The organism is Gordonia sp. LMA167, assembly GCF_058130025.1.
The window spans coordinates 3,188,605-3,204,319 of sequence record NZ_CM176708.1; the positions used below are offsets into that span (position 1 = coordinate 3,188,605).

At 67.5% G+C, this 15,715-nt stretch carries 15 protein-coding genes; 10 read left to right on the top strand and 5 right to left on the bottom strand.

What is annotated here, in order from left to right:
• Nucleotides 1-180: 180 nt before the first annotated feature.
• The 3 genes from rfbD to manB are packed head-to-tail and all read left to right on the top strand — an operon-like array spanning nucleotide 181 to nucleotide 3,150.
• Nucleotides 181-1,098 (top strand): dTDP-4-dehydrorhamnose reductase, encoded by a 918-nt coding sequence (gene rfbD, locus ACVT6V_RS14405; RefSeq protein WP_489900472.1) that lies wholly within the window; start codon nucleotides 181-183, stop codon nucleotides 1,096-1,098.
• Nucleotides 1,099-1,145: 47 nt separating this feature from the next.
• Nucleotides 1,146-2,039 carry a glycosyltransferase family 2 protein gene (locus ACVT6V_RS14410; protein WP_489900474.1) on the top strand — a complete coding sequence of 298 codons (894 nt, stop codon included), beginning with the start codon at nucleotides 1,146-1,148 and terminating at the stop codon, nucleotides 2,037-2,039.
• Complete coding sequence (manB, locus tag ACVT6V_RS14415; protein ID WP_489900475.1) at nucleotides 2,029-3,150, top strand: mannose-1-phosphate guanylyltransferase; 1,122 nt, start codon at nucleotides 2,029-2,031, stop codon at nucleotides 3,148-3,150. The genes ACVT6V_RS14410 and manB overlap by 11 nt, the downstream gene beginning before the upstream one ends.
• Nucleotides 3,151-3,182: 32 nt before the next feature.
• On the opposite strand, the gene ACVT6V_RS14420 is transcribed toward manB, so the two are convergent.
• Complete coding sequence (locus tag ACVT6V_RS14420; RefSeq protein WP_489900476.1) at nucleotides 3,183-3,851, bottom strand: O-methyltransferase; 669 nt, start codon at nucleotides 3,849-3,851, stop codon at nucleotides 3,183-3,185.
• 316 nt (nucleotides 3,852-4,167) lie between these two features.
• On the opposite strand from ACVT6V_RS14420, the gene sigE reads away from it, so the two are divergent.
• The 4 genes from sigE (at nucleotide 4,168) to tatB (ending at nucleotide 7,596) form a co-directional block, all read left to right on the top strand.
• Nucleotides 4,168-4,779 (top strand): RNA polymerase sigma factor SigE, encoded by a 612-nt coding sequence (sigE, locus tag ACVT6V_RS14425; protein WP_489900477.1) that lies wholly within the window; start codon nucleotides 4,168-4,170, stop codon nucleotides 4,777-4,779.
• Between the two features lie 212 nt (nucleotides 4,780-4,991).
• The gene (locus ACVT6V_RS14430; protein WP_489900478.1) at nucleotides 4,992-5,576 is read left to right on the top strand and encodes a hypothetical protein; all 585 of its coding nucleotides are present in this window, start codon (nucleotides 4,992-4,994) and stop codon (nucleotides 5,574-5,576) included.
• Between the two features lie 3 nt (nucleotides 5,577-5,579).
• Nucleotides 5,580-7,118 carry a S1C family serine protease gene (locus ACVT6V_RS14435; RefSeq protein WP_489900479.1) on the top strand — a complete coding sequence of 513 codons (1,539 nt, stop codon included), beginning with the start codon at nucleotides 5,580-5,582 and terminating at the stop codon, nucleotides 7,116-7,118.
• 46 nt (nucleotides 7,119-7,164) lie between these two features.
• Entirely contained in the window at nucleotides 7,165-7,596 is a 432-nt protein-coding gene (gene tatB, locus ACVT6V_RS14440; protein WP_489900480.1) for a Sec-independent protein translocase protein TatB, read from the top strand.
• Between the two features lie 52 nt (nucleotides 7,597-7,648).
• On the opposite strand, the gene ACVT6V_RS14445 is transcribed toward tatB, so the two are convergent.
• The 4 genes from ACVT6V_RS14445 to ACVT6V_RS14460 all read right to left on the bottom strand — a co-directional run bounded on the left by ACVT6V_RS14445 (nucleotide 7,649) and on the right by ACVT6V_RS14460 (nucleotide 12,201).
• On the bottom strand, nucleotides 7,649-8,794 hold the full coding sequence (locus ACVT6V_RS14445; protein WP_489900481.1) for an Mrp/NBP35 family ATP-binding protein: 1,146 nt from the start codon (nucleotides 8,792-8,794) through the stop codon (nucleotides 7,649-7,651).
• Between the two features lie 55 nt (nucleotides 8,795-8,849).
• A complete protein-coding gene (locus tag ACVT6V_RS14450; protein WP_489900483.1) occupies nucleotides 8,850-9,980 on the bottom strand; it encodes a lytic transglycosylase domain-containing protein in 1,131 nt (376 codons plus the stop codon).
• 338 nt (nucleotides 9,981-10,318) lie between these two features.
• Nucleotides 10,319-10,882, bottom strand: coding sequence for a DUF1003 domain-containing protein (locus tag ACVT6V_RS14455; RefSeq protein ID WP_489900484.1), 564 nt, complete (start codon nucleotides 10,880-10,882; stop codon nucleotides 10,319-10,321).
• Nucleotides 10,879-12,201 carry a magnesium transporter MgtE N-terminal domain-containing protein gene (locus ACVT6V_RS14460; protein ID WP_489900486.1) on the bottom strand — a complete coding sequence of 441 codons (1,323 nt, stop codon included), beginning with the start codon at nucleotides 12,199-12,201 and terminating at the stop codon, nucleotides 10,879-10,881. Before ACVT6V_RS14460 ends, ACVT6V_RS14455 begins: the two co-directional genes overlap by 4 nt.
• A gap of 198 nt (nucleotides 12,202-12,399) precedes the next feature.
• Here ACVT6V_RS14460 and ACVT6V_RS14465 point away from each other — a divergent pair, with 198 nt between their 5' ends.
• The 3 genes from ACVT6V_RS14465 (at nucleotide 12,400) to ACVT6V_RS14475 (ending at nucleotide 15,715) form a co-directional block, all read left to right on the top strand.
• The gene (locus ACVT6V_RS14465) at nucleotides 12,400-12,882 is read left to right on the top strand and encodes a YflT domain-containing protein (protein ID WP_489900812.1); all 483 of its coding nucleotides are present in this window, start codon (nucleotides 12,400-12,402) and stop codon (nucleotides 12,880-12,882) included.
• Nucleotides 12,883-13,154: 272 nt separating this feature from the next.
• Complete coding sequence (locus ACVT6V_RS14470) at nucleotides 13,155-14,555, top strand: extracellular solute-binding protein (protein WP_489900813.1); 1,401 nt, start codon at nucleotides 13,155-13,157, stop codon at nucleotides 14,553-14,555.
• Nucleotides 14,552-15,715, top strand: coding sequence for a carbohydrate ABC transporter permease (locus ACVT6V_RS14475; protein ID WP_489900487.1), 1,164 nt, complete (start codon nucleotides 14,552-14,554; stop codon nucleotides 15,713-15,715). The genes ACVT6V_RS14470 and ACVT6V_RS14475 overlap by 4 nt, the downstream gene beginning before the upstream one ends.

Genomic DNA, 15,715 nt, shown 5'->3' on the forward strand with positions numbered 1-15,715 from the left:
CGCTGTTACGCATGTGCGTGTCGATGTTCGAGTTGTTGACGTTTCAGATGTTGCTGTACTGACGCCAGGCTACTGAAGTGAACAAAAAATTCGGGAGCGCAACGCCGTGCGCCGTCGGCGAGACCCAGATCACCGACGACGATCCCGGGCGCGCACGCCGGGTACGGCACGATATGTTCCATGAGTCCGACCACCTACATCATCGGGGCCGCAGGCCAGCTGGGCTCGGCGCTACGCGCCGGTGCGCGTTCGCCGGCGCAGCTGCGGACGTTGACGTCCGCCGATCTCGACATCACGGACGCCTCGTCGGTCTCGACGGTGTTCGCCGACCTGCGCGGGGGTGACGTGGTGATCAACTGCGCGGCATACACCGATGTCGACGGTGCCGAAGCCGACGCCGACGCCGCGTTCACGGTCAACCGTGACGGGCCGGGGCATCTGGCCCGGGCGACCTCTGCCGCGGCGGCCTGGCTGATCCACATCTCCACCGACTATGTGTTCGCCGGTGCCGCAGCCACCGACGACGCACCCACGCGGAGCTCCCCGTACGAACCCGACGATGTGTCGGGCATCCCCGAAACCGTCTACGGTGCGTCGAAACTGGCGGGCGAGCAGTCGGTGCGCGAGATCGATCCGGCGGCGACGATCGTCCGTACGGCCTGGGTGTACACCGGCCGTCCGGCGAGCCGCGATTTCGTCGGCACCATGCGGCGACTGGAAGCCGAACGTGAGGTGATCACGGTCGTCGACGACCAAACCGGTTCCCCGACCTACGCGGCAGACCTGGCCGACGGGTTGTGGGACCTGGTGACGACCGGTCCGTCGGACGCGACCGCGGGCACCGTGTTGCACGCCACCAATGCGGGCAGCGTCACCTGGTATGCCGTCGCCCGGGCGGTCTTCGAGGAGGTCGGCGCCGACCCCGCCCGGGTTCACCCGTGCACCACCCGGGAGTTCCCTCGCCCGGCGCCACGACCTGCATATTCAGTGCTGTCCGGAGCTTCGTGGGCGGCTGCCGGGCTGAGGCCGCTCCCGGCATGGCGCGAGGCGTTGCACAGGGCGGTCGCCGGCGATCCGGCCGCCGCGGCGGATCGGTGAACTCGCATCGGCGCGGTGACGCACAGCCGGTTGGTTACCCTTACCCGGTGACCGCTGAGCTTGCCGTTGTGACGGTGACCTATTCGTCGGGGAAGTATCTCTCGACGTTCCTGGAGAGCATGGAGAAGGCGACCTCATCGCCGCTGCCCCGGGTGGTCATCGCCGACAACGGATCGACCGACGGTGCCCCCGAGGCGGCCGAGCGGGAATTCGACAACGTCACGCTGGTGCGGACGGGCGGCAACATCGGGTACGGCGGTGGCATCAATCGCGCGGTCGCGGAGGTCGACCCGTCGGTGGAGTTCATCGCGGTGGCCAACCCCGACGTCGAGTGGGGGCCCGGCTCGCTCGACGAACTCGTCGCCGCGGCGCGGCGCTGGCCGCAGGCGGGTTCGCTGGGTCCGTTGATCCGCGAACCCGACGGCTCGGTCTATCCGTCGGCGCGGCGCGTACCCGACCTCGTATCGGGCGCAGGCCATGCCCTGCTCGGCTCGATCTGGCCTTCCAACCCGTGGACCACCGCCTACCGCGCCGACGACGCCGCCCCCAGTGAGCGGTCGGTGGGCTGGCTGTCCGGCTCGTGTCTGTTGCTCCGCCGTGCCGCGTTCGACGCGGTGAACGGCTTCGACTCCCGATACTTCATGTACATGGAGGACGTCGACCTCGGTGACCGACTCGGCAAGGCCGGGTGGCTGAACGTCTATGTGCCGAGCGCGGAGATCGTCCACACCAAGGGGCATGCGGCCGGGCGCAATCCCGAGAAGATGCTGCCCGCGCACCACCGCAGTGCCTATCGCTTCCAGGCAGACCGGCATCCCGGTTTGTTGCGCGCCCCGCTACGACTGGCGCTGCGCGTCGGGCTCGCGGTGCGTTCTCGGGTTGCGGTGATCGCGGCCCGCCGAGCAGGGGAACGGAATCAGAGAGGGAGCCATGAGCAGTGACAGCGCAGGCGCGCAGGCGGTTGGCGCCAACGGCGACAACGGCGAAGTGCAGGCAGTGGTGCTCGTCGGTGGCAAAGGTACCCGGCTGCGTCCGTTGACGCTGTCGGCACCCAAGCCGATGCTGCCGACGGCGGGAGTGCCCTTCCTCACCCATCTGCTGTCGCGTATCCAGGCGGCCGGCATCACCGATGTGGTGCTCGGTACCTCGTTCCAGGCGCACGTCTTCTCCGAGTACTACGGGGACGGGTCCAAGCTGGGACTCAAGCTCACCTATGTGACCGAGGACGAACCGCTCGGCACGGGCGGCGCCATCCGCAACGTCTTCGATCGCCTCACCGCCGACACGGTGCTGGTCTTCAACGGCGACGTGCTCGGCGGCACCGACGTCCGTGAGGTGCTGGACACGCACCGCACCAGCGGCGCCGACGTGACGATGCATCTGGTGTCGGTCAGCGACCCGCGCGCCTTCGGCTGCGTGCCCACCGATGAGAACGGCCGGGTCACGTCATTCCTGGAGAAGACCCAGGATCCCCCGACCGACCAGATCAACGCCGGTACGTACGTCTTCCGGCGCTCGGTGATCGAAGGGGAGATCCCGCCGGGCCGCCCCGTGTCGGTGGAACGTGAGGTGTTCCCGAAACTGCTCGCCGACGGCCGTCACATCCAGGCGCATGTCGATCACGCCTACTGGCGCGACATGGGAACCCCGGAGGATTTCGTCCGGGGATCCGCCGACCTCGTCCGGGGCATCGCGCCCTCGCCCGCGCTCGGCGACCGACGCGGGGAGTCGCTCGTCCATGAGGGCGCGGGTGTGGCGCCCGGTGCAGTCCTCATCGGCGGGACCGTGGTGGGCCGAGGCGCCGAGATCGGCCCACGCGCGCGCCTCGACGGTGCGGTCGTCTTCGACGGTGCCGTCATCGAGGCCGGTGCGGTGGTCGAGCGCAGCATCGTCGGATTCGGTGCGCGGCTCGGTCCGCGAGCTCTGATCCGAGACACGGTCATCGGCGATGGTGCCGACGTGGGAGCGCGGTGCGAGCTCCTCCGAGGGGCGCGCGTGTGGCCCGGGGTCCAGATCCCCGACAACGGCATCCGCTTCTCCACCGACGTCTGACGTCGGTGTCCGGGGGCGTCCGCGGGGAGTGGTCAGCGCACTTTCGCCGCGGCGAGCACGCCGACGCCGAGCGGGATCACGACGGGGAGCAGCCGCTCGTCGTCGGCGATGAGCATCGCGGCCTCGCGCGCGGCCGCGGCCGGGGGATCCTTGCGCGTCGGATCGGCGACCGCGCCGTCGGCGGTCGCGTTGTGCACCACCACCACACCGCCGGGACGGAGCATCCGGACCGCCTCGGTGACATGGCGCGGGTGATTGATCAGCGGACCGTCGACGAAGACCAGGTCGTAGGACTCGTCGGCCAGCCGGGGTAGCACGTCGGTGGGTGTCCCGTTGATCAGTCGGGTCCGGCCGGGCGCGATCTCTGCCGCCGCGAACGACTGACGCGCGGCGCGGTGGTGTTCGGGCTCGGGGTCGATGGTCGTGAGCACGCCATCGACCGCCATGCCGTTGAGGAGCCACAGCCCGCTGACGCCCGCACCCGTGCCGATCTCGACGACCGCGTGCGCGTCGCATGCACGTGCCAGCAACGCCAGTAACGCACCCACGGACGGGGCGATCGCATCGGCGCCGAGCTCATCCGCGCGGGATCTGGCCGCGAGCAGGGCATCGTCCTCGACGATCGCCGACTCCGCGTAGTCGATGAGAGTGCTCCCGGACGACGCGGAAGGCGGGCGGGTTCCGCCGGATGAATCGGTCACCCCTCGAGGTTATGTCGCCGGGTCTCTCATACGTCGGCGGCGCGCCACCGACGGTGGAGAAAACCGAGTGGTCAGGACTCATTTGTGCAGGTCGGTGATCATCGGCCGACTTCCTCAGCTAAACCTCAGGCGTCTCATACGGCGACCACACCACGATGGGAGAAGGTTCAACTAGCGCACAAGCGATCGGCGGGGGAATGCCCTCTCAACCGTATCGTCGGTGACTCGAGGAATATCGGGTCGCCGAAGCTGGTTTAACATCGTGAACATCGCCTCACCCGATGTGATGTCCGGGGAAGGGAACTGGCCACACAAAATGACTGATCCCCTGGGGTCTGCAGAAGTCGTTCCCGGCGGAACCGCCGGATTCGACGCCACCGGCGACGAGAGTCTGATGCCGTCGTGGGACGAACTGGTGCGTGAACATGCCGATCGCGTGTACCGCCTCGCCTATCGGCTATCGGGGAATCAACATGACGCCGAAGACCTGACCCAGGAGACGTTCATCAGGGTCTTCCGCTCGCTCTCCAACTACAAGCCCGGCACCTTCGAGGGCTGGCTGCACCGCATCACCACGAATCTGTTCCTGGACATGGTGCGTCGTCGCAGCAAGATCCGCATGGAGGCGTTGCCCGAGGAGTACGACCGCGTTCCGGCCGACACTCCCGATCCGCAGCAGATCTTTCACGACGCGAATCTCGATCCCGACCTCCAGGCCGCGCTCGACGCACTGCCGCCCGAATTCCGTGCCGCAGTCGTCCTGTGTGACATCGAGGGACTGTCCTATGAGGAGATCTCGGCGACCCTCGGTGTGAAGCTCGGCACCGTCCGCAGCCGTATCCATCGCGGTCGGCAGACGATTCGTGATCACCTCAATGCCCGCGGGCACACCGACAGCAGGTCGGTGGCGGTTGGGAACGCCGGCTAGTCGCGCCCAGGTGGGACCCGTCGTCGTACGTCGGTCACCCGCCCGGAGCCACGGGAACCACTGCCGACCCGGCTTCGTTGTCATGTTCGGATAGGCTGGGTGGCCGCGCGCCGGGGTGGTGTGACGGGCACTCACGACGCCGGCGCAGTAGCGTGGAACGGATTCGACACGACGGCGAGACCGGCCGCAGCGGTGGAAGAGGTGAACGTCAGATGGAGATGGACCGAGGTCGACCCACCTCGGGGCAGCAGGGCGATGGTCCGCTACCCGCAGCGAGTCTCCGGCGACGCCGCCGCTCGGCGTGGAACCCGGCCACGTGGGCGCCCGTGACCACCTCGTTCTCGTCGAACCGCACCTACCGTGCACCGGGGACCGCCGGTGGGCGACGCTTCGCGCCGACCGAGCATCTCGCCGCCGAGGCGGTGGCAGCCTTCGTCGACGCCGAGCTGGGGATGACCGCACACATGCGCGCAACCCAGCATCTGGCGCATTGTCCCGAGTGCATGTCCGCGGTGGATGCGCAGGTGACGGCACGCTCGCGGCTACGTTCGGCCGCCGACGTCTCCATGCCGGCCGGTCTCCTCGGTCAGCTGAGCCAGATACCCACACGAGAGATCGACGTCACTCCCACCTCCGGCGATGCCGATACCGAACCGCACGGCGCCGACACCTGGCAGCGCGATCCGTCGATGAACCCGATGGCGATGCCGCCCGGGTTCCCGGTGACAGGCGCGTCGCGGGGCCGGGCCGAGCAGAGCAGCACCCGGGCGCGGATGAGTCGCTGGCGAGGCCGCTGACAGGTGGAATCACGAGAGGACAGCGAACTCGAGCAGACCTCCCGGGCCGCGGAAGACCCCCAGCCCGATGATGGTGCCGAGTCCGGCTCGGAGGCGTCACCCGGCACACCCGATCTGACGCGTTCGGTGCACACACCGGTGTCACCGCAGACCGCAGCCGTCTTCGGACGACCTTCCGGGGTACACGGCTCGTTCGCGCAGTCGTCGGACGAATCAGAACAACCCGCTCCGGAGATCGCCGCACCGGACCCGGTCCTGGCCGAGGCATTCGGGCGCCCCGCCGGCGAGAACTCGACGCTGCAGCGCGATCCACTGGCCACCTATGGCGAGCCGGACCGACCCGAGACGCCCCCGGACCCGTGGCGTGATCCCGAGAGCATGGCTGCGCTCGCCGATCCCGCGGTGAGTCGGCCGACGACCGCCGAGCCCACCGACCCGGGACCCAGGCTGGGCATCCGAGATGTCGTGTTCGGCAAGCGTGTCAGCTGGCACGCCCTGGCGACGTTGGCGGTGCTGGCGCTGCTCGTCGGATTGTTCGGCGGCCTGATCGGGCGCTGGACCGCCGAGGTCGTCTCACCGTTGAACTCTGATTCGGTGCAGCTGTCTTCGGGCGACGATGACGGCAATGCCGCTCCACGCTCACCGGTCGCCGGCGTCGCCCGGGCCGTGGAGAAGTCGGTGGTGGCCATCGATGTCCGGACCTCGAGTTCGGTGGGGACCGGGTCGGGCTTCATCATCGACAAGAGTGGCTACATCGTCACCAACAATCACGTGGTCTCGATGGCCGCCAACGACCGCAACGCCAAGCTCGAGGCGGTTTTCTTCGATCGGACGCGGGTGCCGGCACGCATCGTCGGCCGGGATACGAAGACCGATCTGGCGGTCGTGAAGGTCGACAACGTCGACAACCTGACGGTGTCCCGGCTCGGGGACTCAGACAAGCTCCAGATCGGCGAGGAGGTCGTCGCGTTCGGGTCGCCGTTGGGCCTGGACCGGACCGTGACCAGCGGCATCGTCAGTGCGCTGCACCGTCCGGTGCCGTTGCGACCGGATGCGGAGTCCGACACCGATGCCGTGATCGACGCGATCCAGACCGATGCGGCGATCAATCCCGGCAACTCCGGTGGGCCGCTCGTCAACGACGACGCCAAGGTGGTCGGCATCAACACCGCCGGTCTGGTGCCCGGCGGAGGTTCGATCGGCCTCGGATTCGCCATCCCGATCAATCAGGTGATCCCCATCGCGCAGACGTTGATCCGCAACGGGGAAGTGCATCACCCGCAGATCGGGGTGAACGCCAGCTCGGTACGCAACGACCGCGTGCTCGGCGCGCAGGTCCGCAACGTGGTCGCCGGCGGACCCGCGGACAAGGCGGGCGTACGGGAAGACGATGTCATCACCTCGTTCAACGGCCGGACCATCGAGAGCGCCGATGAATTGACGGTCGCGGTCCGGACGGCGAAGATCGATGACACGGTGCCGTTCACCTATTGGCGTGACGGTCGCACCTTCACGGGCACGATCACGCCGGCGAGCGACTGACGGCACGAACCGGAGCGGTTCGTGCCTCGAGTGATGGGGACGAGGAATGTTCAGCAGTATCGGGTGGGGTGAGATCGCCGTTCTGATGGCTGCGGGCCTGATCATCCTCGGGCCCGACCGGCTGCCCGGCGCGGTCTCATGGACGATGAAGTCGCTACGTCAGGTCCGCGACTACGCGACCGGTGCGACGAATCAACTCAAGGACGAACTGGGCCCGGAGTTCGATGAACTGCGCAAACCGCTGTCCGATCTGAACGAGCTCCGCGGGATGACACCGCGTGCGATCGTGACGAAGCATTTGTTGGACGGCGACGACTCGGTGTTCAACCTCGGGCTGGATGCGACGACCGTCGACCGCAACACCACGGATACGCCGGAGATCAAGCCGGTCTCGGCGCCGATGCCGAATCCCCGTGAGACGCAGAGCGATCCGACGGCGACACGCACCCGCAGCGTCGCCGACTGGGACGCCACCTAGGGCCCAGGGCCAGCGGCCGCCACCGAGCCGCCGACGATGCGGTGGGTCCGGCTCAGCCGTGACGGGTGGTGTCGATTCCCAGGCTCATCCCGGCGAGGCCGCGTCGACGAACGGCGAGCTTGTCTGCGATGGCGCGTAGAGCCGAACCGACGGCGGACTCCGGCGCGGACAGGACGACCGGCACACCCACATCGCCGCCTTCGCGCAGACTGGTCTCCAGGGGTACCTGACCGAGCAACTCGACCGGCGCGCCGACCGCACGAGACAGCCGCTCGGCCACCATCGCCCCGCCGCCGGACCCGAAAGGCTCCATCCGGGAGCCGTCGGGCAACTCCATCCAGGACATGTTCTCCACCACACCCAGGATCTTCTGGCGGGTCTGCAGGGCGATCGCGCCGGCGCGTTCGGCGACCTCCGCGGCGGCCTGCTGCGGCGTGGTGACCACGAGGATCTCCGCGCCCGGGATCAATTGCGCGATGGAGATCGCCACATCGCCGGTGCCGGGTGGGAGGTCGAGGAGCAGAACGTCGAGGTCACCCCAGTAGACATCGGCCAGGAACTGTTGCAGTGCACGATGCAGCATCGGTCCGCGCCAGGTCACCGGGGTGTTGCCGTCGGTGAACTGGCCGATCGATATGAACCTCACGCCGTGGCTCATCGGCGGCATGATCATTCGTTCGACCTGCGTCGGCTTGGCGTCGCTGCCCAGCATGCGCGGTACCGAATGGCCGTAGATGTCGGCATCGAGGACGCCGACCGAGAGGCCGCGTTCGGCGAGCGCGGTGGCGAGGTTGACCGTGACACTCGACTTGCCGACGCCGCCCTTGCCGGAGGCGACGGCGTACACGCGGGTGAGAGAACCGGGCTGGGCGAACGGGATCACGGGCTCGGCCTTGTCGCCGCGCAGCTTCTTGCGCAGCTCCGTGCGTTGTTCGTCGTCCATCACGTCGAGCTCGACCCGAACCGTGCCCACCCCGGGGACATCGGCCACGGCACTCTCCACGCGCCCGGAGATCTCCGTTTTCATCGGGCATCCGGACGTCGTCAGATAGACGACGACGTCGACGCTCGCGTCATCGTTGACCGCGACAGACTTGATCATCCCCAGGTCGGTGATCGGTTTCCCGATCTCCGGGTCGTTGACCTTGCTGAGCGCAGCGCGGACCGCTGATTCGGTGGGTAGAACTCCAGTAGTCATCACCTGCCAGCTTAACCGCCGGACGAACGTCGCCGTCCGCCCGTCCCGTGCGCGGTCAGGCGCCCGGTCGAGGTGTGGTCGTGGTCGCGACGGCGCCTCCCGGCTTCTTGCGCTTGGGAGCAGCGGACGACGGTGCCGGCTTCGGGGGCTGCAACTGCGGCGGCAGCAGATTGGGCGGCACCAGACCGGGCGGGAGGCAGATCGCACCCAGGCAGGTGGGGTCCGGGGTACTGCTCTCCGGGCTCGACGGGGACGAGGAGCTGTCCCCGGGAGACGTCGGCGTCGACGAGGTCGATGGTTTCTTCTTCTTCGACGACGTCGCGGCCTTCTTGTGCTTCGGTTCCGGAATCGGGTTGGTCGGCATCACGCCGGTTGCGTACGCGGCCGCCCAGCTCAGCACGTTGGCCACGTACTCCATCGAATGGTTGTAGCGGAGGACCGCGGCGACCTTGTTCTTCTCGGCCATGATGTCGGCCACCCCGGCGCACAGGTAGCGGCCGGCGGAATACGTCGCATCGAAGACGTTGTTCGGATCGGCCTTGCCGTCGCCGTTGGCGTCGGAGCCCCAGCTCGCCCACGTACTCGGGATGAACTGCATCGGGCCCATCGCGCGGTCATGGGAACTGTCCCCGTCGATGCGTCCACCATCGGTGTCGTGGATCACCGCATTGCCCGCGAGGGAGCCGTCGAGGATCGGACCCTCGATCGGGTTGATGGTGGTTCCGTACTGGTCGACGGAACCGTTGGAGGCGTGATTCGACTCGATGCGCCCGATTCCGGCCAAGAGGAACCATGGCAACCTGCATTGCGGCGACTCGGCGTCGATGCGGTTAGCGGCCAGCTTGTATGCCTGAAGGACCACGCCGGGAATGCCGAGCGGTCCGCTCGGGAGCGAGCCGGTGATGCGGAACTGAGGTGTCAGCGCCGGTTCGACGGTCTTGGGTGGCGGTGCCGCGAACCCGAGGAGTGTCACCGGGGCGCCGGGCGCGATCTCTGCGGCCGCAGCCGGGACGCTGTCGGCGGTGGTCTCCACGGCGGCGATCACCGAGCCGCTCGACGCACTCGACGTCGCAGCGCCCAGCATCATCGCCCCGACCAGCACACCGCCCGTGCCGACGGCCATCGCGCGCCGGGGAAGTCGTGGACGGCGCGGTCCCTGGGCACGATGAAAGACTCGGGGACTCATCGGGTATGCCCCGGCGTCATCGTCCCACCCCTCGCCGATGGTTGCTGCGCCACCGACATCGACTGCCTGTCCACACCCACTCCGATTGTGTTCGGGTACTCATGCTGGTCCGCCCCCCGTGATCCCGCGGATCGTCGCCGGGCCCGCTGGCGGAAATCCGCTGGTGAATCGCCGTATGCGAATCCACCTGGCGAATCCCCGAGTCCCTGTACCGGGGCCGGCCGACGTGTGACCCACGATACATATGGGTCGGGCGCCCCAGTACAAGAACCTGACAATTCTTGGCCACATGCAACTGATCGCCGGATGAACGGGCTCGCGTTACCGACGCGGGCGCATCACGCGGTCGACGATGAATCCGCCTCCGGGCGACCTCGGCGCTGACGGGCCCGATCGCGATCGGCGTCGTCGAGCGTGTCAGACCTGTCCGCCAGCCGATCGGTGAGCTCGGTCAGCAGGTCGTCGAACTCCTTGCGGAGGTAGTCGCGGGTCACCGTGTCGCCGACGGCCAGACGCACCGCGGCCAGTTCGCGCGCCAGGAACTCCGTGTCCGCTTTCGTCTGCGCCGCCCGCATCCGGTCCTCGTCCAAGGCGACCTTGTCGCGGTTCTCCTGGCGGTTCTGGGCCAGGAGGATCAGCGGTGCGGCGTACGCGGCCTGGGTGGAGAACGCGAGATTGAGCAGGATGAACGGGTACGGATCCCAGCGCCAGGACACGGCCACGAGGTTCAGGGCCACCCACACGATGACCGCGACCGTCTGGATCGCCAGGTAGCGGCCGGTGCCGAGGAACCGCGCGATCCGTTCGGCGTACACGCCGACCACGTCGGAGTCGAGGTTGAACGAGATCCGACGGCCCTGGCGTGGGGTGTCGAGTCGGCGGCCGGATTGTTCGATGCTCACGCACCAGCTCCTGCGGTGTCGGCGCCGGCGATGCCGACGATCGGGCCGGTGTCCTCGGGCTCGGTCTCACGCCAGTCGCGGGGGAGCAGTTCATCGAGCAGGTCGTCGACGCTCACTCCGCCGAGCAGATGGCCTTCTTCGTCGACCACCGGACCGCACACCATGTTGTAGGTGGCGAAATACCGGGTGACCGCCTCCAACGAGTCCTGCGGGTGCAGCCGCGACAGGTCGGTGTCGAGAATGCCGCCCACGATGTTCGCGGGAGGCTCGCGCAGCAACGCCTGCAGATGGACACAGCCGAGATACTTGCCGGTCGGAGTGGACGTCGGTGGCCGAACCACGAACACCAGGCTGGCCGCGGCGGGCGTGACATCCGGATCACGCACGCGCGCAAGTGCTTCCGCGATCGTCGTCGAGGCGGTGACGATGATCGGCTCGGAGGTCATCAGACCACCCGCGGTATCCGGTGAGTGGGTGAGCAGCCGGCGGACGGGCTCGGAGTCCTCGGGATCCATGCGCTCGAGCAGGGATTCCGCCTCCGAGTCGGGTAGTTCGCCGAGCAGGTCGGCGGCGTCGTCGGGGTCCATCGCCTCCAGGACGTCCACGGCACGCTCGAGCTCGAGATGGGACAGCATGTCGGTCTGGTCGTCCGGTGGCAGCTCCTGGAGGATGTCGGCCAGACGTTCGTCGTCGAGGGCGGCCGCGATCTCATCCCGGCGCTTCACCGGTAACTCGCGTAGCGCGTTGGCGACGTCGGCGGCCCGCATGCCCTCGAACTGCATCAGCGCTTGCGCCACACCCTGTCCGGGCAGATTCAACTCCGTCTGGGTGAGTCCGCTGACCCGATGCCAGTCGACGACGTGGGTCTCGCCGCGGCGGCGGAGGCCCTTGCGGCCGGTACGTACCGCGACGCGCGACACGACCCAGTCGCGGGTGCGGGTCCGTTCGATGCCGAGGTCGACGACGGTGACGTCCACTCCGGCGAGGTCGGCGAGGTCGGGGTCGTCGACCCGGACGCGCGAATCGAGGACCTGGCCGATCGCGAGCGCCTCGCCGGGACGGAGATGAAGGCGCCGCAGACTCACCGTTCCCGTGTTGAGGGTGACCGCATTGGGCTCGATGGCGGTGACACGCAACATCGGGACGAAGATCCGTCGGCGCGTGGTCAGTTCGACCGCGAGCCCCAGGGCGCGTGGCTGCTGACCGCCCATCCGGATGGCGATCACGACGTCACGGACGCGGCCGATCGACTCGCCGTCGGGCCCGAGCACGGCCAATCCGACCAACCTGGCCACAAACACCTTGCTCACCGACGACATAGTCGTAAGGGTAGTGGCATCGGGATGCACGCTGCGTACATCCCGACGGCGGGTTGGTGGCGGTGGACGGTGCACGCGTTGTCGACTTCCGTGTACCCGACTAACGTGCGCCGTGGAGGCACGTTCCTGCGGCCCGCCGCGCCGGACGACGCCGCCGAACGGTGCCCGACGGCGCCGACGACCAGTGGAGGACGCGAGATGACCAATCCGATGCGCCGCGAGACCCCGGGCCTGCCGACGCCACCGACGGGATGGCCGATCGGTTCCTACGGAACCTATGCCGAGGCGCAGCGCGCCGTCGACTATCTCTCGGATCAGAACTTCACCGTGCAGGACGTGACCATCGTCGGCGTGGACCTCATGCAGGTCGAGCGTGTGATCGGGAGACTCACCTGGGGCAAGGTGGTCGGTGGTGGGATCGTTTCCGGTGCGTGGCTCGGACTCTTCTTCGGTCTGCTCGTCTCGCTTGTGGTGACCGGTGCCGGTTTCGCGCCCGTCGTCTTCGGCTTGGTCGGCGGCATCATCTTCGGCGTGATCTCGACCACCATTCCGTACGCTGCGACCCGCGGTCAGCGCGACTTCGCCTCGACGATGCAACTCGTCGCCGGACGATACGACGTGCTGTGTGATCCGCGCAGTGCCGAGCAGGCACGCGACATGTTGAGCCGTCTGGCCAACTGACACCCGACGGGCCGAGGCCCGACTCGGCACGGTGAATTCGCCAGGGTGAAACCGTCCTGCAGTTCGCCGGAGATCACGATTCTGTACGTTCTGGCACGCTCATGCCGAATGTGTTGCATGTCACGAATGTCGAGATATAACGTTACGCAGACGCTGACCGGTGTGTGGCCTCGAGTCCTACACCGTGACGACATCGAGGAGGCTGCGTGCGGTTCCGGGCTGGGAGTTCCGAATTCGGTCGATCTCCACGGCGCGTGCGGCGAAAGCTGGTGATGGCGACGGTCGCACTGGCGACTGCGCTCCCGATCGTCACCGCTTGTGGGTCCGGCTACACGCCTCGGGTGATCAACATCTATCCGCCCGCCGACGGGGCGTCGTTCATCGACAAGGTCGGACAGAAGTGCAGCCAGGAATCCAATGGCGCATACAAGATCGTGACCACTCCGTTGCCCAAGGCGGCCGATGATCAGCGACTGCAGCTGGCGCGCCGACTGGCAGGCAACGATCACGGTTTGGATCTGATGGGAATGGACGTCGTCTGGACCGCCGAGTTCGCCGATGCCGGCTGGCTCGTCCCGGTACCGGATGACCTGGCCCGCAACGTCGCAGCGGTGAGTCTCGGTGGCCCGCGCGAGACGGCGACCTGGAAGACGCCGGACGACACGCGTAAGCGGCTGTATGCGATCCCGACGTGGACCAACACCCAATTGCTCTGGTACCGGCCCGATGTCCTGCGTCAGTACCTCAACAAGGTACGGCCACCGAGTACCTGGGATGAGATGCTCGCCGACACCGAGGCGATCCGCGCCAAGGGCGGGCCGAGCTACATCATGGTGCAGGGCAAGCAATACGAAGGACTGATGGTCTGGTTCAACTCGGTTCTCGTCAGCGCGGGCGGTTCGGTGGTGGACCCCAACGATCCGAACAAGCAGACGCTCAACGACACTCCCGCGCATCGCGAAGCCACCCTGCGGGCCCTGCGGACACTGAAGGCGGTCGCGACGGCACCGGGCCACGATCCGTCCCTGACCAACTCGGACGAGTCCTCCGCACGCCTCGGCATGGAGAACGGCAACGCGACCTTCGAAGTCAACTGGCCGTTTGTGTTCTCATCCATGCGCAGCAACGCCGCCGCGGGCGACGTGCCGTTCTTTCCCGAGATGGCCAAATTCGGTCCGATGTTCGCCGACCCGGACAACCCGCCCGCCGACAGCGACCTGGCGCCGGTGAACCGGGTGGTCCGGACGAAGTTCAACTTCGCGCCCTATCCGGGCGTCAGTCCCGACCTGCAGACCAGGACGACCCTGGGCGGGGTCAACATCGCGGTGGCGAGTACATCGCAGCAGAAGGACCTCGCGTTCCAGGCCGCGGCCTGTCTCACGAATCGTGATGCGCAGAAGGTCTATTCGATCGAGGGCGGTACTCCGCCGACGATCGCATCGCTCTACGACGACCCGGACTTCCAGGCCGCTTACCCGATGGGCAACGACATCCGCGACCAACTCCGCGAGCAGACGGCGGCCCTGCGTCCGGCATCGCCTGACTACCAGGCGATCTCGACGCTGGTCACGGCGACTCTGAGTCCCGTCGGTGCATGGAATCCGGAGACGATGGTCGACGAACTCGCCGATCAGGTCCAGCGCGCGATCGACGGAGAGGGACTGATCCCATGACCACGGGAGACAACGATGATCCGCGTTCCCGGTCGGGACGGCATGCCATGCCCGACGAGAACGCCACCCCGCGCGAGCCCTCGGTTCGACCGCCAGAGGTGAACCGGCAATCGGGGACCGGCGCCGACGGCGCAGCAGGCTCGTGGGTTCCGCCGCAATCCGATGCGGCGGCCGGACGGGCTCCGGAGTTCCCCTCGGCCGCATCGACCGCGCCGGCGGGGGCCGTCGCCACGGCGACCCGGCCCGAGGTCGATCAACCGGCCACGAAGAAAAAGGGGTTGAGCGAGGGGAAGTCGGCCGAGCGACGGCTGGCCTTCTGGTTGGTCGCACCGGCTGCGGTGATGATGTTGCTGGTGACCGGATATCCGATCATCTACGCCTGCTGGCTGTCGCTGAACAAGATGAGCCTCTCGGCGCCGGGGGAGCGGGAATTCGTCTGGTTCGGCAACTACGTGACGGTCCTGACCTCGAATTACTGGTGGACCTCGTTCTTCATCACCCTGGGGATCACGGTGGTGTCGGTGGCCATCGAACTGGTTCTGGGTATGGCGATCGCACTCGTGATGCATCGGACGATCTTCGGCAAGGGCACGATCCGTACCGTCGTGCTCATCCCGTACGGCATCGTCACCGTCGCGGCGGCGTTCTCCTGGTACTACGCCTGGACGCCGGACACCGGGTACCTCGCCAATCTGCTGCCCGATGGCAGTGCGCCGCTGACCCAACAGTGGCCGTCGCTGGCGATCATCGTGCTCGCCGAGGTCTGGAAGACGACGCCGTTCATGGCGCTGCTGCTGCTCGCCGGTCTCGCCCTGGTCCCCGACGACCTGCTCAAAGCCGCGCAGGTGGATGGTGCCGGCGCATGGACTCGGTTGTGGCGCATCATCATTCCGTTGATGAAGCCGGCCATCCTGGTCGCCCTGCTGTTCCGTACACTCGACGCATTCCGAATCTTCGACAACATCTACGTGTTGACCAGAGGCTCCAACAACACCTACTCGGTGTCGATGCTGGGCTATGACAACCTGTTCAAGGCCTTCAACCTCGGTGTCGGGTCGGCGATCAGCATCCTGATCTTCATCTGCGTCGCGCTCATCGCGTTCATCTTCGTCAAGGGCTTCGGCACCGCCGCGCCCGGCTCCGATACCGAGGGGAGGTAG